Origin of the sequence: Frankia sp. R43 (assembly GCF_001306465.1) — a bacterium.
GTDB lineage: Bacteria > Actinomycetota > Actinomycetes > Frankiales > Frankiaceae > Parafrankia > Parafrankia irregularis.
This window is the reverse complement of record NZ_LFCW01000002.1, coordinates 845,425-868,143: the sequence shown is the minus strand read 5'-3', so window position 1 is coordinate 868,143 and position 22,719 is coordinate 845,425. Positions and strand designations below refer to the sequence as shown.

The window sequence follows — 22,719 nt, the reverse complement described above, 5'->3', positions numbered from 1 at the left end:
GCACCGGTCATGGCCGACATCGTTCTGGATCATGTGAGCAAGCGCTTCGCCGACGGCCGGGTCGTGGTCGACGACGTCACCCTGACGATCGCCGACGGCGAGTTCCTGATCCTGGTCGGCCCGTCAGGATGCGGGAAGTCGACCACCCTGAACATGATCGCCGGGCTGGAGGACATCTCCGCCGGCGAGCTGCGCATCGGCGGGAAGGTCGTCAACCGGCTGTCGCCGAGGGATCGCGACATCGCGATGGTGTTCCAGTCGTACGCGCTGTACCCGCATATGACGGTGCGGCAGAACATGGGGTTCGCGCTGTCGCTGGCGAAGAGGCCGAAGATCGAGATCGCCCGCAAGGTGGAGGAGGCGGCACGGATCCTCGGCCTGACCGAGCACCTCGAACGCCGGCCGGCCGCGCTGTCCGGCGGGCAGCGCCAGCGGGTGGCGATGGGCCGCGCGATCGTCCGCTCGCCGCAGGCCTTCCTCATGGACGAACCCCTCTCGAACCTGGACGCGAAGCTGCGCGTGCAGACCCGGACCCAGATCTCCCGGCTGCAGAACCGCCTCGGAACAACCACCGTGTATGTGACCCACGACCAGACCGAGGCGATGACGCTCGGCGACCGGGTGGCGGTCATGCGGGCGGGACGCATCCAGCAGATCGCTCCCCCGGGCGAGCTCTACTCGGCGCCGGTGAACATCTTCGTGGCCGGGTTCATCGGCTCGCCGGCGATGAACTTCCTGCCGGTGACCCTCACCGCCGACGGCCGCACGCTGCGCACTCCCCTGGGCGAGTGGCGGCTGGACGGGCCGCAGCCTGATGACGGACGCCAGCCCGACGACGGGCGGCTGCTGGACCGGCTGGACCGGCTGCGCCGGGCGGCACGGCCGTCGGGTGAGCGCCCACTCGTGTGCGGGATCCGTCCCGAGCACTTCGAGGACGCCGCCCTCGTCCCCGCCGACCGCGGTGGCGCACGGTGCACGGTGCACGCCGAGGTCGTGGAGTCCCTCGGCTCCGACAAGTACGTCTACTCGTCCTGGGCGGGCCCGGTGGCGCTGGGCACCGATCTACCCGCCGATCTGCGCACCGATCCGCCCCTGCCCGCAGGCGCCGGCACGCAACTGGTGGCGCGGCTCGACGCGGCCAGCCGCGCGGCCGAGGGCGAGCCGGTGCGGCTGTGGGTGGACACGACCCGGCTCCACCTGTTCGACCCGGTCAGCGGTGCCAACCTCACCGCGCCCCGGGTCTGAGAGTCCGCGCGGCCCCGACGCACGCACGGGCCCGACTCCGCACGGGCCCGATGTGCGCTCAGGTCGACATCGAGTAGGCGACCACTCCGCGGCGGATCGCGTCCATCGCGTCCCGGGCGGCCTTGCCCACCCCGGCCCCGCTCTCGCCCGCCATGAACCTCGGCGCCAACTGCGCAATCTGGTCGAGAAGGTCGAGGAGCTGACGCATCCAGCGGACGAAATCGCCGGCGGTGAGCTCGGTGCCGGCCTCCGAGAGCACCCGTTCCAGCCCACGGCCCGACGCCCACCCGAAGGCTGCCGCGACGAAACCCAGATCCGGTGGGCGGAGGAAGCCCAGCCGGTGATCGTCCTCGACCATGCTCAGGCGGGTGTAGATGTTCGCCATGTCCGCGAGGGCTTCCTGCAGGGCGGCACCGCCGGGCAACGTGGGAGCCGCGACATCGTCGCCACGCGGTTCGAACACCAGCGTCGAGACGGCCGCGGCCAGTGCGGGCGGCGTCAGCCCCTCCCACGCCCCGGTGCGCAGGCATTCCGCGACCTGCAGGTCCTGCTCGGTGTAGATCCGTGCCAGCATCGCCCCGGCCTCGGTGACGGAGTCGCCGCCGGCGCTGAGGTAGCCGAGCTCGGCGAGGGTGTCCCGGACCCGGTCGAACGTTCGGGCCACCGTGTTCGTCCGCCCCTCGACCTTGCGTTCGAGGCCGGCGGTCTCCCGGCGCAGCCGGTCGATGCGCTCGGCGGAACGCAGGTGGGCCTCACGCTGCGGGCAGTCGTGCACGGGGTGGGCCCGCATGGCGCGGCGCAGCCGGGCGAGCTCGGTGTCGTCCGCCGCCAGCGACCGCATCCGCTCCCGCCGGCCGGGCTCCTCGGGCAGCCGGGTGTTGCGCAGTGACGAGGCCAGATCGCGGCGGGCCTGCGGTGAGCGGGGGTTGAACGACTTCGGGATCCGCACCCGCGCCAGCGGCTCCACCGGGACCGGGAAATCGATCATCGACAGCCGCCGGACCTGCCGGTCCACGGTGAGGACGACCGGCCGGGGCCCTTCCGGTGACCCGGTGTCAAGCCCGGCGTCCAGCACCACGACAAGGCCGCCGCGCCGCCCCGACGGAACGCGCACCACGTCCCCGCTGCGCAGTTTCGCCAACGCCTCGGCCACCTCGGACTGCCGGCGCGCCGTGCCCGCACGGGACAGGTTGTTCTCCCGCTCCCGGATCTGGCGACGCAGCTCGTCGTACTCCGCGACGGCACCGCGGTCGCAGTCCAGCGCGGCGGTCAGCTCCTCGATCGCGGTCTGGTTGCGGCGTACGGCACGGGCGATCCCCACCACCGCCTTGTCCGCCTGGAACTGCGCGAACGACGACTCGAGCACCACCCGCGCGCGCTGCGCACCGAGCCGCCCGACCAGGTTGACCGCCATGTTGTAGGACGGCCGGAACGACGACTTCAACGGATAGGTACGGGTCGACGCGAGGCCGGCGAGGGCGAGGGGGTCCAGCCCGGGCTGCCACAGCACCACCGCATGGCCCTCGACGTCGATCCCTCGTCGCCCGGCACGCCCGGTGAGCTGGGTGTACTCCCCCGGGGTGATGTCCGCGCGGGTCTGGCCGTTGAACTTCGTCAGGCGTTCGAGCACGACGGTGCGAGCCGGCATGTTGATGCCCAGGGCGAGGGTCTCGGTGGCGAACACGGCCCGGACCAGCCCGCGGACGAACAGCTCCTCCACCACCTCCTTGAAGGTGGGGAGCATGCCGGCGTGGTGGGCGGCGATGCCGCGTTCCAGCCCGTCGAGCCACTGCCAGTAGCCGAGCACGTCGAGGTCGGCCTGCGGAATGCCCGCCGTCCGGGCCCGCACGTGCGCGTTGATCTCCCGCCGCTCGTCGGATGTCGTCAGGCGCAGGCCCGCCTGGACGCAGGAGTTCACCGCGGCGTCACAGCCGACCCGGCTGAAGATGAACACGATCGCGGGGAGCAGACCAGCCCGGTCGAGCCGGATCACGACGTCCGGGCGGCTCGGGGGCCCGAAACGACGCCGACCGCCACCATTACCGCCGCCACCACCGCCACCCGGCCGGCCGGCCCGCGAGGAGCGGGGCCCGCGGCCGCGCTCGTAGCCGGACTGTGACTCCTCGCGCGCGAGCCTGAGCAGGTCCGGGTTGACCACCCGGCCGCCCGCTGCCTGGCCACCCGAGTCACTCGACCGCGGGCCGCCCGGCGTTACCCGCTCCGCGGCGGCGGCCCGGTTCGCGGCACGCCTCCCGGCCACGGGGGCGTCGGGGCTGTCCGGGGTGGTCGTGGTGCGCGCGTCAGAACCGGAGACCGGGCCGTCGGAGGCCGTGGCACGCGCCCCGGAGGAGCGATCGACGAAGAGATCGTGCAGGGAACGATCGGCGAGCACATGCTGGTAGAGCGGCACCGGGCGATGCTCGCTGACGATCACCCTGGTGTGGCCCCGGACGGTGACCAGCCACTCGGCGAACTCCTCGGCGTTGCTGACCGTCGCCGAGAGGGAGACCAGGCGCACGTGCTGAGGAAGGTGAATGATCACCTCCTCCCACACGGCGCCCCGCTGGCGGTCGGCGAGGTAGTGGACCTCGTCCATGACCACGTAGGCGAGCGCGTCGAGCCGGCCGCTGCCCGCGGCCTCGGAGTAGAGCATGTTGCGCAGGACCTCGGTGGTCATCACGACCACCGGGGCGTCGCCGTTGCGCGACGTGTCGCCGGTCAGCAGGCCGATCGAGTCGGCACCGTAGCGGGCGACCAGATCCGCGTACTTCTGGTTCGACAACGCCTTGATCGGCGTGGTGTAGAAGCAGCGGGTGCCGGTGGCGAGCGCGAGGTGCGCCGCGAACTCGCCGACGACCGTCTTGCCGGCGCCCGTCGGCGCGGCCACGAGCACACCTTCGCCCTGGGCGAGGGCGTTGACGGCCTCGGACTGGAACGGATCGAGCCCGAAGGGATACCGGGCCGCGAATTCCTCGACGGCGCCAGGCGCGGAGGACACGTTGCTCACCCTACGCCGCCTGGGCGTGGCGCAAAAAGTGGGTGTTCGGCGGAATCAGGTGACGTCGCCGTGGAGGTTGTCGGCGGGGGACGCACCGGCGGCACCGGCCACCACCGTGTCGACGTTCAACCCGCTGCCCGAGCCGGCCGCGGCCCCACCACCCCGGCTGCCCGTGCTGGTCGTACGGTCCGCCCTGGTGTCGTCGAAGTCGAGCGGTGAGACCTCGTCGTCAGCCAGGTCCGCGTACGGCGAGGTGTCACCCCGGCGGATCTTGCGCCGGTCGTTGACCCACCCGATGATCAGCGCCACCTCATAGAGGATGATCATCGGCAGGCCCAGTGCCAGCATGGTGAAGGGGTCCTGGCTCGGCGTCACGACCGCAGCGAAGACGAACACCAGGAAGATCTCGGCCCGCCGCCAGGAGCGCAGCTTCGCGGTCGTGACGAGGCCCGCGAGGTTCAGCATCGTGATGAGCAGCGGCACCTCGAACGACAGCCCGAAGACCAGCAGCATCGCGAAGACGTAGCTCAGGTACTTGCTTCCGTCCAGGACGCTGACAAGACCGTCGCCACCGAAGCCGAGCAGCAGTTTCAGGCCGGTCTGGAGCGTGATGTAGGCGAAGAAGCCGCCGGCGGCGAACAGGACGAGCGAGGCGAGGACGAAGGTCAGCGACCAGCGCCGCTCGTTGCGGTGCAGACCGGGGGTGATGAACGACCAGAGCTGGTAAAGCCAGATCGGGGCCGAGAACACGGCACCGGAGAGCATCGAGATCTTCAGCCGGATGGTGAAGGCATCCAGGATGCCGAAGAAGTACAGGTTGCAGGACCCGTCGCCGCCACCGAAGTCACCGCGCTTGTCCGCTGGCAGGGAGCAGTACGGGTCGATCAGCCACTGGAAGATGTTCGGCTCCCAGATGAAGCAGACGATCGACGCGACGCCGAAGGCGAGAAGCGCCTTGGCCAGGCGGTTCCGCAGCTCTCGCAGGTGCTCGGTGAGAGGCATCCTGCTGTCCTCGACCGTGCGGGTGCGCCGCTGGTTCACCGACGAGGCGAGGGTGCGCGGCGTTGGCAACCGTGGCACGGGCTGAGGCTCCTGCTCGATGAGGGCGATGGTTCGTACGGACGGGCTCACCACGGATGATCGGGGCGACGCTGTCGTTCAGCTCGCCGCCACCGCTCCGTGAGGGTTCAGACGGAGAATCCGCCGATGTGCGCACGCCGGGCCGGCCAGCGCGCGGACCGATCGGCAAGCTGGTCCGGGCCTGACGGCCCGGACCGCACCGGCATCGTTCAGCGGCGCTCGGCGTCGACCGGCGATGCGCCGTTGACCGAGGTGGCCGGAGTGACCACGGGGCGGCTCTCGATCGGGAGCGGAGCGACGGGCTGCGCCGCGGGGGCCGCGGTGGCCGGGGCCGGGGCGTCGTCCTCGCGGAGGCCCTTCGTCTCAGCCTTGAAGATGCGCAGCGACCGGCCGAAGGAACGGGCGGCGTCGGGAAGCTTCTTGGAGCCGAACAGCACCATGACTACCAGCGCGATGATGATGATCTCGGTCGTGCCAAGGTTGGGCATGGCAGGCGTCCTCCAAAATGCAAATGCCGGTGCGGTCGGGAGACCGGTGCGGTCGATGCTACGTCGGTCAGCCTAGGAAGCGATAGACAGTAACCGGGTATCCCGCAGGTGACGTCTTCGCAACGCGAAGATGATGAGCTGCCTCACCGGCACTTTCCGCTACAAACCGGACCGCCGACGCAGGGCATCCAGGACACTCCGACCACGGTTTGTCGCGCGCTGCCAACCTCGGGCGACCCACCCTCCGGTCGATCACCGACGGATACCGGCCGGCATTCGGTGCCGGACCGCCGTGACGCAATGACCCTGCGAAGCCATACAGCGAGCCCCACCACCACACCATCACCCGGCGTCGCCATCCGGAAACCTGGCGCGGCCACCACCGAAGTCGACTTCCTCACCTCGCGTTGGCCGCCGGCCTCCTCACCTCGCGTTGGCCGCCAGCCGGGCGGCGACATCCACGGATTCCAGGCGCTCGGTCAGTTCCGACACCTTGTTTCCGAGGTCGGCGGCGCGGTCCTTCAACTCGAAGGCCGCGGATTTCGTCGCCTTGATCTGCCTCCACAGCCGCAGGGCACAAAGCGCCAGCACGCCGAGTGAGCCGAAGATCATCACCAGATGTACGAGGAGCAGAGGCACACCCATCACCCTATGATCTCGTCGCCGTACCCGGCGAGCGCGCGGCCCGCCAGCTCGTTCACGCTCGCGGCGACCGACGCCGGCGCCACCTCGCGCACCAGCTCGCCGAGGCCGAGGACCAGCCGGCTCAGCCACGCCAGGTCGGCCACCCGCAGCACCACGCTGACCCCCCCGTCGGGCAGGTCACACACCTGGGACACCGGGTAGTAGTCGACCACCCAGCGCGCCCGCGGATCGAGGTCGAGCCGGACCGGGATGTCGTCCGGCCCCGGCTGGTACACCCCCTCGGCGGTGTCCCGGGGGGTCGCGTCCGGCGGCGGCTGCGCGGCGACCTCCAGGACGTCGACGCCCGCGCGGCCATCGATCCGGTCGAGCCGGAACAGACGCACCGCCGACGCCCGGTGGCACCAGCCCTCCAGGTACCAGTAGCCACCGCGCACGAGGACCCGCATCGGGTCGACCTCCCGCTCGGTCATCTCGTCCCGGGCCCAGACCAGATAGCGCAGGCGCACCCGACGGCGCAGGCGGATCGCCTCCTGCAGGACCGCGAGCACCTCGTCGTGCGGGTCGAGCGCCACCCGCACATGGCGGGCCGACTCGTGACCGACGGCCTCCTCCACCTTGCGCACCGCCCGGTCGAGGGCCTCGCGGCCGGTCAGCCCCGGCACGTCGGTCAGCGCCCGGGCAGCGACGAGAAGCGCCATGGCCTCGTCGGCCGACAGCCGCAGCGGCCGGTCAAGGGTCTGCGGGTCGACCACGGTCACCCGGTCCCCGGAGTAGCTCACATCGATGAGGTCGCCCGGAGCACCACCGGGAAGCCCGCAGACGAACAGCAGGTCGAGGTCGGCGCGGAGCTGGCGCTCCGTGATCCCGAACTCGCTCGCCGCGTCCTCCAGCGACACCCCCGGGTGGGCCCGCAGCCACGGAACCAGCGCGAGCAGGCGGCTGAACCGATCCACCGATCCGCTCACCTGGGCCCGGTTCCCACCGCCGCCGCACGGGCCACCGGCGATGCCGCCGGCGTTGGCAGTGCTGTCGCCGCGACAGTGGCCCGCAGCCTGCGGACGACCTCACCGCGCAGATCCGCCGGCTCGAGAACGACCACGTCGGGACCATAGCCGACCGCCCAGCGGGCGAAGCGTTCCAGATCGGAGAACTCGACCTCCAGAAGATCACCGCCCGGGAGGCGGCCCACCCGCTCCGCTGCCGCCGCCCGAGCAGGCCCCGCGGGACGCCCATGGCGGCGCAGCGCATGGCCACAGCCACGCCGGACCCACAGCAGGGCTGTGCGGGAAGGTTCGGTGGGCTCCGTCGCGGACACCATCGCCCGCAGATCCACCTCGGGTGGCACGGTGAACGCCTCGGCCGGGCCGACCGCCCGCACCGGGCCGGTCACCCGCGACAGCCGGAACACCCGCGACGCCTGCCGGTTCAGGTCGTGCCCGACCAGATACCAGCGGCCACGCCAGGACAACACGCCCCAGGGCTGCAGGTGCCTCTCCGTGTCCTCAGTCTGACCAGGGCGGCGGTAGGGGAAGCGCACCTCACGCCTGGCCTGGACGGCGGCGAGCACGGCCTCGAACGCCGGCTCCGTCGCGTCGACCCTCGGTTCGAACCCCGCGAACCCGTCGGTGGACCCGAGGCCGCCCAGGCCGTCCGCCGCGTCGAACCCGGCCGCGGGCCCGGAGGAGACAGCCAGCGGGTCCGGCCCGCGCAGCGCCGCGGGACGGACCGGCGCCCCGGCGGCGGCGAGCTTGCGCAGCGCGCTCGCCGCCGGCGCGGCCAGTGCCTCGCTGGACCACAGGGAGGCCGCAAGTGCCAGCGCGGCGAACTCGTCGGGATCCAGTGGGATCTCGCCGAGCGCATAGTCGCCGCGCGGGATGCGGTAGCCGAGCTCGTCGCTGAAGGCCGAGTCGGAACCGGTCTCGACCGGGATGCCGATCTCACGCAGCGACTGCTTGTCTCGCTCGAACATCCGGCGGAACGCCTCCCGGGCCTCCTCCGACTCCCCCGGCTCGTAGCCGTCCACCATCTCCCCGATCTGGGACACGGTGAGGAAACGCGATGTCGCCATGAGGCACATCGTCAGATTGAGCAGGCGCTCCAGCCGTCGGCGGGACACATCTGATCAGGCTAGCGGTACTCGGTGTGATCTCGGCAACCGGCCTGCCGCGATGACCACGCCGATCGTCAGCTACGCCTGCTACTCACAGTTGCCCGGAGGTCGAGCCCGCCGCGCCCCCGGAGCCGCCGCCGGTGGCGTCGCCGCTGCCCACGGCGAGCAGGTCGACGATGAACACCAGCGTGTCGTCGGCCTCGATCCCCGCCGCCGGCTGGCCGCCCATCGGACCGTAGCCCAGGTCGGGCGGGATCACGATCAGGCGCCGACCGCCCTCCTTCATCCCGGCGATGCCCTGGCCGAAACCGGTCACCGTGTTCTGCAGCGGGAACGTTTCGGGGGTGCTGCGGTCCCAGCTCGCGTCGAACTGCTTGCCGGTCTTCCAGATCGTGCCGGCGTAGTGGATCGTGACGGTGCTCGACGCGCTCGCCACCTTGCCGTCGCCGGCCACCAGGTCCTTGGTGACCAGCTCGGACGGCGCCTCGCCCTCGCCGGCCGCCGCGACGGGCTTGCGCTTGAGGTCGGTGGCGTTCTCCACCGCGGGCGTACCTTCCCCGACCGCGGTCGCCGCCGCTGACGGCGCCGCGATCGGAGCGGCCTTGGTTCCGTCGGGGGCGTCCGACGAGCTGCACGCGGCCATCGGCACCAGCAGCACGGCGGGGAGAACGAGGCCGATCAGCCGGCGACGATGACGGGCTGCGACGTCACGGGAGAAAACGGTCACGGAAACTGAGATCCTCTGCTTGCGCGGGACGCCGGCACGGCAGGCAACACCGCCGCCGCGTTCGGCGCCACGCTCCGGACGAGCTGGCTGCACATGTGCAGACGACTGTAGAGGACCACACACCGACCACCCGCGACCTGGCTGCGGCAGAACACCCCGGCCGCGCCGAACGCCCTGGGCTGCTCGCGCCTACATGCTCGCGATCAGCTTGTCCACCCGGTCGTCGACCGAGCGGAACGGGTCCTTGCACAGCACCGTGCGCTGCGCCTGGTCGTTGAGCTTCAGATGGACCCAGTCCACCGTGAAGTCGCGCCGCTTCTCCTGCGCCCGCTTGATGAACTCCCCACGCAACCGGGCCCGGGTGGTCTGCGGCGGAACCGACTTGGCCTCGAAGATGTCGAGGTCGCGGCACACCCGCTCGACCAGACCGGCCCGCTCCATCCGGTAGTAGAGCCCGCGCTCGCGGTGGATGTCGTGGTACTTCAGGTCCAGTTCGGCGACCCGCGGCGACGACAACGGCAGGCCGTGCCGATGCCGGAACCGGTCTATCAGCACGTATTTCGTCACCCAGTCGATCTCCCGGGCGACAAGCTCCAGATCCTCGGTCTCGATGGCCAGCAGGGTACGGCCCCACAGGTCGAGAACCCGCTTCGCGACGGCATCCCCGCCGCGCCGCTCGACGAACTCCACCGCCTTCGCGTAGTACTCACGCTGGATGTCCAGCGCGCTCACCTCGCGGCCGTTGGCGAGCTTGATCCGACGCTGGCAGGTCATGTCGTGCGAGACCTCGCGGATGGCCCGGATCGGGTTCTCCAGCGACATGTCCCGCAGCACCACACCAGCCTCGATCATGCGCAGCACGAGGTCGGTCGAGCCGAGCTTGAGCAGCATCGTCGTCTCGCTCATGTTCGAGTCACCGACGATGACGTGCAGGCGACGGAAGCGCTCCGCATCGGCGTGCGGCTCGTCGCGGGTGTTGATGATCGGCCGCGAACGGGTTGTCGCCGAGGACACCGACTCCCAGATGTGCTCGGCGCGCTGCGAGATGCAGTAGACCGCGCCACGCGGAGTCTGCAGCACCTTGCCCGCACCGCACAGGATCTGGCGGCTGACCAGGAACGGCACCAGCACGTCGGCCAGCCGGCTGAACTCCCCGTGCCGGCCGACGAGGTAGTTCTCGTGGCAGCCGTAGCTGTTCCCGGCCGAGTCCGTGTTGTTCTTGAACAGATGGATGTCGCCCGCGATGCCCTCCTCCCGCAGCCTGCGCTCGGCTTCGACGAGAAGGCCCTCCAGGATGCGTTCACCGGCCTTGTCGTGCGTGACGAGGTCCGGCACGGAATCGCACTCGGGAGTGGCGTACTCCGGGTGGCTACCGACGTCCAGATAGAGCCGGGCGCCGTTCTTCAGGAACACGTTGCTGCTGCGCCCCCAGGACACGACACGCCGAAACAGGTACCGCGCCACCTCGTCCGGAGACAGCCGCCGCTGCCCTCGGAACACACAGGTGACGCCGTACTCGTTTTCCAGGCCGAAGATGCGGCGATCCACGAGACCGACCCTATGCTCGGAAGCCCTCCTCGCGCGGCGAGACGCCATGGCTGATCTCGAGTCCACCCTCTCGGGGTCGTACGATCTGCCCCGTCACCGGCGTCGTGCCCACCTCCGCGGGGGCGGGCTCACCCGGCAACGGGGCTTCCGGCCCACGGGCGCGCCCGGCGCCGGCCCGCTCCCGGCCGACGAGCATGAGCGCGATCCCGGCCACGGCCCAGATCGTCAGCACCGCCGCGGCCCGGCCCCCACCGGCCCCGTCGAAGTAGAGCGTCGACCGCGCCAGGGTCACCCCCGCGCCGGGCGGCAGCAGCTGGCCGAACCCGCCCCACGGGGTCGGCAGCATCTCCGGCGCCGACGACGCCCCGGACAACGCCACCCCGACCACCGTCAGGGCGACGGCGGCGACGAGACCGCGCACAGCGGCCACCGCGCCCAGCCCCATCACGGGCGCGGTGACCGCAGCGGTGATCACGGCCAGCACGACCACGCTGCGCAGGAAGTTGTCGGGCAGCACATCAAGACCACCGCTCAACGCCAGCGTGCCAGCCACCCCACCGGCGGCCACGAAGCACGACAGGCCCACGAGACGCTGCTGCCGGGACCGGCCCGAACGTGCCAGCAACACGCCCACCGCCGCCGCGATCAGCACCAGCGGCAGGTACCCGGCCGACACCCCGCCGCCCTGATGATCGGCGGCGGCGTTCGGGACGACGTCCACGACCGGGATGCGCAGATCGGGAAACGTCATCGCCATACCGCGCACCAACGCCTCGGCGACCGCCGGGCTGGCGGCGGAGGCGAGCCGCAGCGACAGGCCGTCCGCGGTGAAGACGAACGCCGCGTACGCCTTGCGGTCGCGCAGTGCGCGGTCGGCGGCATCGGCGTCGGCGACGACGGTCACCCGCATGGCACCGGGTGACATGTGCTCCACCTCGTCCATGAACGCCTGCGTCGACTGCGCCGGGCCCGCCACGAGCACCGGCAGGCCACGAGGACGCACGGAGGTGACGGTCGAGCCGTAGAGGCAGACGATCAGGCCGAGCAGGACAGCCATCCCCACGGGCAGCGCTGCCGCGCGACGCACCACGGTCAGGCTGCGGCGTTCCACTGTCAGCACCATCACGCCTCCACTACCTGTCCGCTACCTGGCTGCCTGTCCACTGCCTGGCCACCGTCGGCGGCTACTGCCCTACACAGGGCGACCAGGGGGCAGCGTCCCGCAGGTCAGGGCGTCCGGGTGGGGTGGCATCAGGGGTGGCGTGTCCGGGTGGGACCACACCGGAGGCCACATCGCCCGCGTCACCGACACCGCGGCGGAAAGGTGCGCGCCGCGGGCGTCGACCACGACCCGGCCGCAACCGGGTGGGAGCGGAAGCGGGATCCGAAGCGGGAACATCGGCCCGGATGGTGCTGCCCTGCCCCGCGCGGGGGAAGGATGGCCGCATGACAGCCGAGGCCAACGAGAAGCACACGCACGACCATCTGCGAACCGAGGTGACGGCCCGGGACCGCACGCCCGCGACCGTGACCGCCCCTGCCGCCGACGACCCGCCGCGCGGCGGGATCGTGGTGATCCAGGACGCCCGCGGGATCACCCCCTACCTGCTGTCCGTCTGCGACGAGCTGGCCGATGCGGGCTATCTCGCGATCGCGCCCCACCTGTACCACCGGGACGGCATCGCCGAGGTCGACCCCACCGACGGCTGGGCCGGCGCGATACCGCAGATGGGCACGCTCACCGGTGACGGCATCCACGCGGATGTGGATGACTGCCTCGCGCACCTGAGCGACGTCGGCCTCGACCCGTCCCAGACGGCCGTCATCGGCTTCTGCATGGGCGGGACCGTGGCGCTGGCCACGGCGAGCCGCCGGCCACTCGCCGCCGCGGTGTCGTTCTACGGCGGATCGGTCAGCACCTCCACCTGGCCCGGAGTGCCCCCGCTGCTCGACATCGCGCCGGCGCTGATGGGCCCCTGGCTCGGCCTGTACGGCGAGGAGGACGCCCTGATCCCGCTCACCGACATCAACGAGCTTCGGGTCGCCGCGGCCCGGTCGGGCCAGCCGACGGAGCTCGTCAGCTACCCGGGCGCCGGCCACGCCTTCCACAGCCACGACCGGCCGGCCGTCCACCGCCCCGAGGCGGCCGTCGACGCCTGGCGGCGGACGGTCGACTTCCTGGACCAGCGGGTGCGCCCGGCCTGAGCAGGCCACGCGTCGGCGCGCCCGGCAGTCCGTGAAGGGATGCCGCGAGGCACCCCGAAGATCTTTTCATGCCCTCGACGGGCGCGCGAGGCCGTGCAGGAACCAGATGCAGGTGTCCACGGACCGCCAGAAGACCTCCAGGTTCAGTTGCTCGTTCGGCCCGTGGATGCCCGCGTCGGGCAGGGTGAAGCCGAGTAGCACGACCGGGATGCCCAAGATGTCCCGCATGAGGGACACGGCCGGGATGGTGCCCCCGGAGCGGAGCAGAACCGGCGCTCGCCCAAAGCCATGCCGATAGGCCTGCGCGGCCACCCGCATCGCGGGATGGCCAGGCATGGTCTCCACGGGGCCGGTCGAGGAAACCATCCGCAGTGTGGCCCGGACCGTGGTCGGCAGCGTGCCGGCGATGTGGCCGCGCAGCGCCTGGACCACTGCCGCAGGGTCCTGGCCAGCCGCCACCCGGACGTTGACAGCCGCCGACGCACGACCCGGAATCGCCGTCACCCGACTCCTCGGCGTACTCGGCGATCTCAAGCAGCAGCATCTCGAACTGCACCCGGGTGGTCTGCAACAGGTGCGGTTGCGCGAGCCATCGCAGCACCTCACGGCCGGCAACCGCCATCCGCTGCCGCGGTCGAACTGGTAGAGGCCGTACGCGCCGGGCCCGCCCGACAACCGGACGGTTCCGGCCCGGAACAGGGCGGGGTGACGAAGGGGGCGGTGACCAAATGCCCGGATCGCCTTTCGGCGACCGCACCACGAACCAGGTTCCTCACCAACGAAGTCGCACACCTGTCGAGACGGCACTCCGGCAGCTCCTCGCCGCAGTCGACGAGTCCGGGTGCACGGACCAGAGCACCCTGTTGCTCGACATCACCATCGAAGGCCGCCGCTACCTGCTCACCCGCACGCCCAGGAGCCCATTTCCAGAAAACGCGGAGATATTCAGCCCCCGCGAGCAGGAAATCGCGCAGATGGTAGCCAGAGGCTACACAAACAAAGAAATAGCACGCACGTTGCAAATCAGCACCTGGACAGTCTCCACTCACCTGCGCAGAACATTCGCCAAGCTGTCCGTCTCGACTCGCGCCGCTATGGTGGCCCAGCTTTTCGACACGTCCCCCGCGCCGGCGCCCACCACCAGGCCCATGGGAACAGTGGCCCTCGGGTCGTCAGTCCCGGGCTTCACATCCGACAGTTTCCGGCGGCCCTGAGGCGAGGAGAACACGGCCGCGCCGGCCGACACCGCTGGGCGGCGCGGCAGGTACGCCCGGTCTGAGCGGACCAGGTGCCGGCGAGCCCGCGGGTGTTCTCCCCGCGGGCGGGGTACACGGGGCCGCAGGCGGCACGAAAACCGGTGGGCGCCGCGGCGCCGGCAAGGTAATGTCCCGACCCGCGAGCGAGCACGACCAGAACCACGGCGCCTGACCGGCCCGAGCTGGACGGGTCGCTGGCAGCACGTGATCGAGCAGGTGAGAACACGGGAGAGGGTGGCCATGGCCGCGCGGATTTTGACCGCTTCAGACGAGTCGTTCCGTCCTGTCCGCAAGGCCTCTGCCTGAGCCCCGCCACGACCATCCGGCCAGCCCGGCCGGGTGGTCTCGAGTTCGCCTGGCGGGTCAGGGAGGCCTCATCCCGAAGGTCTCCACCTTGTCTTCTCGTATTCCGTCATCCTCGCAGAATCCGCCGTTTCCCCGGAATCCCTCCCTACCGCCGACCCTCGACCCCCGGTTGCCCTCCTCCGCCGGCCTCCCGGCGGGCCCACCACCCGCGGGCCCACCACCCGCGGCCCCGGGCACGCCGCGACCTCTCCTGAGCCGCTACGGCTGGACTGAGAAGGACGAAACCGCGTTCACGGCCCGTCGCCGGGCGGGTCAGGCACCGGCCCGGGTCGTCCGGCGCGACCGGAGCAGATGCAGCCTGATAAGTGAGCACGGGCCGTGCGAGGCCGAGATCGGCCGGGACGTCGCGGCCGACCCGCTCCTGTCTGCGTGCACCGGCGACTGGGTTGCCCTGGGCGCGCCCAGCCCGCGACGACCGGCTACGCATGACCCGGCCAGCGCCGCCGTGATCCTCGAGGTACTCCCCCGACACAGCGTGCTGGTCCGCGCCACCGCCGGCGGGCGCTCCACCGGCCAGGCTCTCGCCGCGAACATCGATCTGGTGCTGGTCGTCGCGGCGCTCACCGAGCCACCACGAATGGCCCGGCTGGAACGGCTGCTCGCACTGGCCTGGGAGAGCGGTGCCAGACCGCTGATCGTCCTGACGAAGGCCGACCTGGCTGTCACCGGAACGGCCACCCACTCGGAATGGCTGTCTGCTGCGGCGGCAGTCGCACCCGGCGTCGACGTCCTCACCGTGAGCGCCGCGGACGGACTCGGCATGGACGAACTGCGCGGCGAGCTGGCCGGGCCCAGCCCAGCCGGTCGCTCCGCCGTGCTCGTCGGACCTTCCGGCGTGGGGAAGTCCACCCTTGTCAACGCCCTCGTCGGCACGGACCTGCTCGCCGTCGGGCCCGTACGGGCCAGTGACCGGAAGGGCCGGCACACCACCGTCCGCCGGGAGCTGATCGCCCTGCCCGCCGGCGGAGTGCTGATCGATACTCCCGGCATCCGCGGCGTCGGGCTCTGGGGGGCCGGTGACGGCATCGACTCGACCTTCGCCGAGATCACCGAGCTTGCGTCCGGCTGCCGGTTCACCGACTGCGAGCACAGCTCCGAACCCGGATGCGCGGTGCTCGCCGCGGTCGAGGACGGCTCCCTGCCCAGTCGAAGGCTGGCGAGCTACCGGAAGCTCCAGCGGGAAAGCACCTGGATCCAGGCCCGTCACGACGCCCGGCTCGCCGCCGAGGAACGGGCGCGGTGGAAGAGCACCCACAAGGAGATGCGTCGGCTGTACGCCGACCGTGAACGTCAGGGCCGGCATCGATGAGCCGAACCTGACGGTGCAGCGGCCGAGCCCCTACGGCGGCAGGGCTGACTGAGGCGCGGCGCCGTCCCGGGGCTGGCCCCGGGACGGCGCGGTGAGACAACCGCCCGTGTCAGGACGAGGAGGGTGCGGACTCCGCCAGGAGGCTTTCGAGCTGGCTGCCGGCGATCCGCTTGAACAGTCGCCGGCTGCGGGTGCGGTCGAGCATCGCGACCTCGAGGTTGGCGGCCGTCAGGGTGCGCTCGCCGTTCTGTGCCGTTCCCGGAGGGGCACCGGCGGTCAGCGCGGACACGGCGACCCTCAGCGCGGTGGCCAGCGGCTGGCCCTCGGTGTGGTGCTCGCGCAGCGAGGTCATCACCTGCTCGGACTGCCCACCGATCGCGATGAAGCCACGCTCGTCCGCGATCGAGCCGTCGTAGGTCAGTCGGTAGATCTGGTCCGCCGCGGCGGTCTCCCCGACCTCGGCGACGACGATCTCGACCTCGTAGGGCTTGATGCTCTCGGTGAAGATCGCACCCAGTGTCTGCGCGTAGGCGTTCGCGAGTGCCCGGCTGGTGACGTCACGGCGGTCGTACATGTAGCCCCGCGTGTCCATGATCCGGATGCCCGCGGTGCGGAGGTTCTCGAACTCGTTGTACTTGCCGACCGCGGCGAAACCGATGCGGTCGTAGATCTCGCTGATCTTGTGCAGGGTCGAGGACGGGTTCTCCGCGACGAAGAGGATCCCGTCCACGTAGGTCAGGACGACCACACTCCGGCCGCGGGCGATGCCCTTGCGCGCGTACTCGGACTTGTCCCGGACCTGCTGTTCGGGACTCGCGTAACCGAACGGCATGGTCACGTCAGCCTCCTGGGTTCTGCGCGCGGGCGTCGATGAGCGACTCGACCACCGGGCCGACCTCGTCATCGGTGAGGCGGCGGTAGCCGTCGGCGGTCACCGAGGCGACGATCGGATACAGCTTGCGGATCAGGTCGGGCCCACCGGTCGCCGAGTCGTCGTCGGCGGCGTCGTAGAGAGCCTCGATGCTGATACGGACCGCGTCGTCGGCGCTGAGATCCGGGCGGAAGCGCTTCTTGAGCGAGCCGCGGGCGAAGACCGAACCCGACCCGATCGACTCGTAGGTGCGCTCCTCGGACTTCGCCGCGGCGACGTCGTAGGAGAAGATCCGCCCCTGGCCGGTCTCGGTGTCGAAGCCGGCGAACAGCGGGATGACCGCGAGGCCCTGCATCGCCATGGGAAGGTTGCCCTTCACCATGAACGCGAGCCGGTTCGCCTTGGCGTCCAGGCTCAGCGTGGAGCCCTCGATCTTCTCGTAGTGCTCCAGCTCCACCTGGAACAGGCGGATCAGCTCGGCGCCCACGCCGGCGGTGCCGGCGTACCCCACGCAGGAGAACTCGTCCGCGTGGTGGACCTTCTCGACGTCCCGCTGGGCGATCATGTGCCCCTGTGTGGCACGGCGGTCGCCGGCCATGATCACACCACCGGGAAAGGTCACGGCCACGATGGTGGTGCCGTGAGCCGCGTCGGTCACCGGAGCGGGCAACGGGCCGCGGGCGCCCGGAAGCAGTTCCGGCGCCGCAACGGACAGGAAATCGGTGAACGACGACGTTCCCGGCGTCATGAACACAGCCGGTAGACGCCCGACTCCCGATGGATCAGGCACGCATCCCCCTTCAGATAGTCGATCATTCCCCCCGGCAGCGTCGGATGGCCCCCTGGCCCAGCCCGCCGCCGCCGCCGGTGACGCACAACATGCCACGTGAGGTCGCGTGACGGGCGGCCGCAGTGGCAGTGGCCCCGCTCCGTCCCACCAGGGCCACACCGCGCCGGGCGCTCGACCCGGCCCGATCCGACCCTCCATCGGGACCAACCGGACAGCGGGCCAGCGCAGGGCGGAAGCAGCGCAGGGCAGGAACAGCACCGACCAAAGCAGCGCAGGGCGCAGCGCCGCAGCCCTCCGCGGGCCGGTCAGCCGGGCACGGCGAGTGCCCGACCTGACCGCCCGCGGGGACGACAGACCCTACTGGCCGCCCTTCTGGACGTATCCCTTCACGAACTCCTCGGCGTTCTCCTCAAGAACGTCGTCGATTTCGTCGAGCAGGGAGTCGACGTCCTCGGAGAGCTTCTCGTGCCTTTCCTTGAGGTCCGAGGCAGCGGATTCCTCGACCTGGGCCTCGCCACTCTCGTCGGTGCGGCGGCTGGTGTGCTGCTGCCCGCCACCGCTGTCCCTCTGGGCCATGGGAGCCTCCTTCGATCGCCTGGGGCGACACTATCCCGCTCCACCGACAACTTCCGATGGACCGGTGCGTGCTCCACTCCATCACGAACCTGCGACGACGTCGCCTCGTCCGCCGAGGGCGCAAAAACTCCGACCACCCATGGCACCGTCCGCCATCCCCGGATGAACCGCCGCCTCGCGGTGCAGGCCTCCGGAGACACGCCCACCAGAACGGTTGGGTGTCAGTTCCCCGACAGAGCGTCCACCAGGTCGGAAGCGGTACGGCAACGGTCGAGCAACGCACCCACGTGGGCCTTGGTGCCGCGCAGCGGTTCCAGGGTCGGCACACGCTGCAGCGATTCCCGGCCGATGTCGAAGATGACCGAATCCCAGGACGCGGCAGCCACCTGCTGCGGGTACTGCGCCAGGCAGCGGCCGCGGAAGAACGCCCTGGTGTCCTCGGGAGGCTCCGTCATCGCGCTGGTGACCTCATCCTCGCCGAGCAGCAGGTTGAAGCGCCCACGCTCCACCAGGCGGTTGTAGAGGCCCTTCTCCGGCCGGACGTCGTGGTACTGCAGGTCGACGAGCTGCAGCCGGGGCGAGTCCCAGCCGAGCGTGTCGCGCGAGCGGTAGCCCTCCAGGATCGACAGCTTCGCCACCCAGTCCAGCTCCCGTGAGCAGGACATCGGGTCGACCTCCAGGCGAGCGAGCACCGACTCCCAGCGCGAGAGCACATCGGCCGTCTGGGCGTCGACGTCCGCCCCCTGCCGGTCCTCGACGAACTTGCGGGCCTGCTCGAAGTACTCCATCTGCAGCTGGACCGCGGTCATCCGCCGCCCGTCGCGCAGCGTCAGCAGGTGCCGCAGCGACGGGTCGTGGGAGATGGCCCGCAGGGTCGCGACCGGCGCGTCCACCGACAGGTCGACCTCCAGCCAGCCCTCCTCGATCATGGCGAGCACCAGCGAGGTCGTACCCACCTTGAGGTAGGTGGAGATCTCGCTCATGTTGGCGTCACCGATGATCACGTGCAGGCGCCGGTACTTCTCGGGGTCGGCGTGCGGCTCGTCGCGCGTGTTGATGATGGGGCGCTTGAGCGTGGTCTCCAGGCCGACCTCGACCTCGAAGAAGTCCGCGCGCTGGCTGATCTGGAAGCCCGCCTCGCGCCCGTCCGCGCCGATCCCCACCCGGCCCGCGCCACAGACGACCTGCCGGGAGACGAAGAACGGGGTCAGATGCCGCACGATCTCACCGAAGGGGGTGGACCGGGCCATCAGGTAGTTCTCGTGGCACCCGTACGAGACACCCTTGTTGTCGGTGTTGTTCTTGTACAGGTGGACCGGCATCGTGCCGGGAACCGCGAGAGCACGGCGGGCCGCCTCGGCCATCACCCGCTCGCCGGCCTTGTCCCACAGGACGATGTCGCGTGGGTTCGTCACCTCTGGCGTCGAGAACTCCGGGTGGGCGTGGTCGACGTACAGCCGGGCGCCGTTCGTCAGGATGACGTTCGCCAGCCCGAGGTCATCCTCGTTCGCGGGCGCGCTCGGATCGACCGCGGGCTCCCTGGGCAGCTCGAAGCCGCGGGCGTCGCGCAGCGGGGACTCCTCCTCGAAGTCCCACCTGGCACGACTGCCCCCGGTCGCGGCTCTGTTGGCGTAGGAGTTCACCACCAACGACGAGGCCAGCATCTGGTTTGTGTTGGGTTGACCGGGCACGGACACGCCGTATTCGGTCTCGATCCCCATGATCCGGCGCACGCTCACCCTGCAAGCGTAGGTGCTGAGGAGCCACCTGGGCGGCCGGACGGCGCCCTTGGTCGTTCCGACCCGTCCGCCCGGAAGGTCCTCGGCGACGGAAGCGTGGTCTTTGCGGGTTCCGGAACCAGGAACAGCAGCCCGAATTTTCATGATCATTTTTGGTTGCGACCGTACGTCAACACCGTTGACTATCTTGAATCATGGGGTGCGACGGTCACGGCAGGAGGCCACAGCGAGGGCACGAGTTCCCGGCCTGGGCGGGCGCATCAGGGCCGCGCGGGACTACGGCGGGGCGGCACACCAAAGCGGCGGCGGCCGCCTCGCCTAGCGAGACGGCCGCCGCGCGTGCCCTGCCGGTGCGGGCCCGCCGCCGGCCCGCACCCACCTGCTCATCCGACCTACAGGTACTGGCCGGTGTTCGCCACGGTGTCGATGGAGCGCCCGGCCTCGGTGCCCTTCGTCCCGGTGACGAGCGTGCGGATGTAGACGATCCGCTCGCCCTTCTTGCCGGAGATCCGGGCCCAGTCGTCCGGGTTCGTGGTGTTGGGCAGGTCCTCGTTCTCCTTGAACTCGTCCAGGCACGCCGACAGCAGGTGCTGCATGCGCAGGCCCCGGACGTTGCTCTCGATGAGGTCCTTCACCGCCATCTTCTTCGCCCGAGCGACGATGTTCTCGATCATGGCACCCGAGTTGAAGTCCTTGAAGTACAGGACCTCCTTGTCACCGTTGGCGTAGGTGACCTCGAGGAACCGGTTCTCCTCGCTCTCGGCGTACATCCGCTCGACAACCCGCTGGATCATGCCCTGGCAGGTCGCCTCGCGATTGCCTCCGTGCTCGGCGAGATCGTCGGCGTGCAGCGGGAGCTCGGGCAGGACGTACTTGGCGAAGATGTCCTTGGCCGCCTCGGCGTCGGGGCGCTCCACCTTGATCTTCACGTCCAGCCGGCCCGGCCGCAGGATCGCCGGGTCGATCATGTCCTCCCGGTTGGACGCGCCGATCACGATCACGTTCTCCAGCTGCTCGACGCCGTCGATCTCGCTGAGCAGCTGCGGAACGATCGTGTTCTCCACGTCCGAGGAGACACCCGAGCCACGGGTCCGGAAGATCGAGTCCATCTCGTCGAAGAACACGATCACCGGCATGCCCTCGGACGCCTTCTCACGCGCCCGCTGGAACACCAGCCGGATCTGCCGCTCGGTCTCACCGACGTACTTGTTGAGCAGCTCCGGACCCTTGATGTTGAGGAAGAAGGCCCGGCCGGAGCCCTGGCCTGTCTGTGCCTCGACCTTCTTGGCCAGGGAGTTCGCCACCGCCTTGGCGATCAGCGTCTTGCCGCAGCCGGGCGGGCCGTAGAGCAGCACACCCTTCGGCGGCTTGAGCTGATGCTCCAGGAACAGGTCCTTGTAGAGGAACGGCAGCTCGACGGCGTCGCGGATCGACTCGATCTGACCCTTGAGCCCACCGATCTGCTCGTACCCGATGTCGGGCACCTCTTCCAGGACGAGCTCCTCGACCTCGGACTTCGGGATCCGCTCGAAGGCGAAGCCCGACCGGGGCTCGATGAGAAGCGAGTCGCCCGCTCGGATCGGCCCGTCCAGGAGGGGCTGGGCCAGCATGACGACCCGTTCCTCGTCGGTATGGCCGATCACCAGAGCCCGGTCACCGCTCTCGAGGACCTCCTTGAGCAGGACGATCTCGCCCTGCCGCTCGAACGCGCGGATCTCCACGACGTTGAGCGCCTCGTTGAGCATGACCTCCTGACCGGGCTGCAGGAGCTTGACGTCGACGTTCGGCGACACCGTCACGCGGAGCTTTCGGCCCTGCGTGAACACGTCGACCGTGCCGTCGTCGTATCCATGAACGAAGACGCCGTACCCGCTCGGCGGTTGCGCGAGCCGGTCGACCTCCTCCTTCAGCGAGATGATCTGGTCACGTGCCTCCCGAAGGGTCGCGACAAGCCTGTCGTTCTGCCCGGTGGCGGTCTGTAGCTCCGCCTGTATCTGGGCAAGCCGCTCCTCCAGGACACGTACCTGTCGAGGCGATTCAGACAGCCTTCGCCGCAGCATGGCCACTTCTTCCTCCAGGAAGGTGACCTGAGTCGTGAGTTCGTGTACTTCCTTCTCGGACACCGACCGTTGCGAATCGGCGTCACCAGGACGACCCGTGCTCCCACCGGAGCCAGAGCCCGAACGGGGACCGGACACCGCGCCTCCACCTCCCCCGTGCCGACCGGGACGCAACCAACACTACCGTTGTCACAGCCGCTGGCAGGCCTGTCGCACGAGTACGACGCGGCTTTGCCGTAAACAGCGGGTTACGGTGCCATGGTGACAGAAGATCGGAGCTCTGTGGCAACACCAGTGAACCCGGGCGATTCGCCCGACCTCTCGCCCGACCTCCGGGTCCGCATCGACCAGGACTCCTGCACCGGCGACGGTCTGTGCGTCCAGTATGCACCCTCCGTGTTCGAGTTCGACATCGACGGCCTCGCCTACGTGAAGAACGCCGACGGCGAGCTGCAGAGCGAGCCCGGCACCCACGTGGTCGTGCCGCTGCCGCTGCTCACCGAGGTCCGTGACGCCGCCGAGCAGTGCCCTGGCTTCTGCATCTACCTCGAACACGCGGACGGCACCCTGGAGGCCGGCGGCCCACAGGAGGAGCCGGCGGAGCAGGCCCGCGCGGACGCCGGATGACAGCGCTCACCCCCGCAGACCTCTCCGCCCACCCCGCCGCCTAAACCGGCGGCCACGGCACCCGAGCAGCACCGGCCGC

Annotated in this window: 20 protein-coding genes; 5 read left to right on the top strand and 15 right to left on the bottom strand. The window is 70.4% G+C overall.

The window, feature by feature from the left end:
* Positions 1-9: 9 nt before the first annotated feature.
* Complete coding sequence (locus ACG83_RS11650) at positions 10-1,245, top strand: ABC transporter ATP-binding protein (protein WP_054566140.1); 1,236 nt, start codon at positions 10-12, stop codon at positions 1,243-1,245.
* Positions 1,246-1,303: 58 nt separating this feature from the next.
* Here the strand turns inward: ACG83_RS11650 and ACG83_RS11645 are convergent, their stop codons facing one another.
* From ACG83_RS11645 to ACG83_RS11605, 9 genes are all read right to left on the bottom strand, one after another.
* Positions 1,304-4,243, bottom strand: coding sequence for an RNA helicase (locus ACG83_RS11645; protein ID WP_054566571.1), 2,940 nt, complete (start codon positions 4,241-4,243; stop codon positions 1,304-1,306).
* A 54-nt stretch (positions 4,244-4,297) separates the two neighbouring features.
* Complete coding sequence (gene tatC, locus ACG83_RS11640; RefSeq protein ID WP_054566570.1) at positions 4,298-5,323, bottom strand: twin-arginine translocase subunit TatC; 1,026 nt, start codon at positions 5,321-5,323, stop codon at positions 4,298-4,300.
* A 209-nt stretch (positions 5,324-5,532) separates the two neighbouring features.
* Positions 5,533-5,811, bottom strand: coding sequence for a Sec-independent protein translocase subunit TatA (gene tatA / locus ACG83_RS11635; RefSeq protein WP_054566139.1), 279 nt, complete (start codon positions 5,809-5,811; stop codon positions 5,533-5,535).
* Positions 5,812-6,234: 423 nt separating this feature from the next.
* Positions 6,235-6,456, bottom strand: coding sequence for a hypothetical protein (locus ACG83_RS11630; RefSeq protein WP_054566138.1), 222 nt, complete (start codon positions 6,454-6,456; stop codon positions 6,235-6,237).
* Complete coding sequence (locus tag ACG83_RS11625; protein ID WP_054566137.1) at positions 6,456-7,421, bottom strand: YafY family protein; 966 nt, start codon at positions 7,419-7,421, stop codon at positions 6,456-6,458. Before ACG83_RS11625 ends, ACG83_RS11630 begins: the two co-directional genes overlap by 1 nt.
* Positions 7,418-8,572 carry a YafY family protein gene (locus ACG83_RS11620; RefSeq protein WP_054566136.1) on the bottom strand — a complete coding sequence of 385 codons (1,155 nt, stop codon included), beginning with the start codon at positions 8,570-8,572 and terminating at the stop codon, positions 7,418-7,420. The genes ACG83_RS11625 and ACG83_RS11620 overlap by 4 nt, the downstream gene beginning before the upstream one ends.
* An 85-nt stretch (positions 8,573-8,657) precedes the next feature.
* Entirely contained in the window at positions 8,658-9,293 is a 636-nt protein-coding gene (locus ACG83_RS11615) for an FKBP-type peptidyl-prolyl cis-trans isomerase (protein ID WP_054566135.1), read from the bottom strand.
* Positions 9,294-9,482: 189 nt separating this feature from the next.
* Positions 9,483-10,841, bottom strand: a complete 1,359-nt coding sequence (gene pafA / locus ACG83_RS11610; RefSeq protein WP_054566134.1) for a Pup--protein ligase — start codon at positions 10,839-10,841, stop codon at positions 9,483-9,485.
* Positions 10,842-10,851: 10 nt separating this feature from the next.
* Positions 10,852-11,964: a hypothetical protein gene (locus ACG83_RS11605; protein ID WP_054566133.1), complete on the bottom strand. Its 1,113-nt coding sequence runs from the start codon at positions 11,962-11,964 to the stop codon at positions 10,852-10,854.
* A 323-nt stretch (positions 11,965-12,287) separates the two neighbouring features.
* Here ACG83_RS11605 and ACG83_RS11600 point away from each other — a divergent pair, with 323 nt between their 5' ends.
* Entirely contained in the window at positions 12,288-13,046 is a 759-nt protein-coding gene (locus ACG83_RS11600) for a dienelactone hydrolase family protein (protein ID WP_054566132.1), read from the top strand.
* Positions 13,047-13,112: 66 nt separating this feature from the next.
* Here ACG83_RS11600 and ACG83_RS11595 read toward each other — a convergent pair whose 3' ends face one another.
* On the bottom strand, positions 13,113-13,550 hold the full coding sequence (locus ACG83_RS11595; RefSeq protein WP_152991347.1) for a M20/M25/M40 family metallo-hydrolase: 438 nt from the start codon (positions 13,548-13,550) through the stop codon (positions 13,113-13,115).
* A 224-nt stretch (positions 13,551-13,774) separates the two neighbouring features.
* Between ACG83_RS11595 and ACG83_RS47895 the strand changes: the two genes are divergently transcribed.
* Together ACG83_RS47895 and rsgA are read left to right on the top strand one after the other, a co-directional pair.
* Positions 13,775-14,260, top strand: coding sequence for a helix-turn-helix transcriptional regulator (locus ACG83_RS47895; RefSeq protein ID WP_063793040.1), 486 nt, complete (start codon positions 13,775-13,777; stop codon positions 14,258-14,260).
* A 436-nt stretch (positions 14,261-14,696) separates the two neighbouring features.
* Entirely contained in the window at positions 14,697-15,977 is a 1,281-nt protein-coding gene (gene rsgA, locus ACG83_RS11580; RefSeq protein ID WP_083473151.1) for a ribosome small subunit-dependent GTPase A, read from the top strand.
* A 109-nt stretch (positions 15,978-16,086) separates the two neighbouring features.
* On the opposite strand, the gene prcA is transcribed toward rsgA, so the two are convergent.
* The 5 genes from prcA to arc all read right to left on the bottom strand — a co-directional run bounded on the left by prcA (position 16,087) and on the right by arc (position 22,151).
* Positions 16,087-16,815, bottom strand: coding sequence for a proteasome subunit alpha (gene prcA / locus ACG83_RS11575; protein ID WP_054566129.1), 729 nt, complete (start codon positions 16,813-16,815; stop codon positions 16,087-16,089).
* Position 16,816: 1 nt separating this feature from the next.
* Positions 16,817-17,638, bottom strand: a complete 822-nt coding sequence (prcB, locus tag ACG83_RS11570; protein ID WP_193209700.1) for a proteasome subunit beta — start codon at positions 17,636-17,638, stop codon at positions 16,817-16,819.
* A gap of 357 nt (positions 17,639-17,995) precedes the next feature.
* Positions 17,996-18,214, bottom strand: coding sequence for a ubiquitin-like protein Pup (locus ACG83_RS11565; RefSeq protein ID WP_054566127.1), 219 nt, complete (start codon positions 18,212-18,214; stop codon positions 17,996-17,998).
* A 221-nt stretch (positions 18,215-18,435) separates the two neighbouring features.
* A complete protein-coding gene (gene dop, locus ACG83_RS11560; RefSeq protein ID WP_347280134.1) occupies positions 18,436-19,953 on the bottom strand; it encodes a depupylase/deamidase Dop in 1,518 nt (505 codons plus the stop codon).
* 392 nt (positions 19,954-20,345) lie between these two features.
* Complete coding sequence (gene arc, locus ACG83_RS11555) at positions 20,346-22,151, bottom strand: proteasome ATPase (RefSeq protein ID WP_006539392.1); 1,806 nt, start codon at positions 22,149-22,151, stop codon at positions 20,346-20,348.
* Positions 22,152-22,271: 120 nt separating this feature from the next.
* On the opposite strand from arc, the gene ACG83_RS11550 reads away from it, so the two are divergent.
* Complete coding sequence (locus ACG83_RS11550; RefSeq protein WP_054566126.1) at positions 22,272-22,640, top strand: ferredoxin; 369 nt, start codon at positions 22,272-22,274, stop codon at positions 22,638-22,640.
* Positions 22,641-22,719 lie beyond the last annotated feature (79 nt).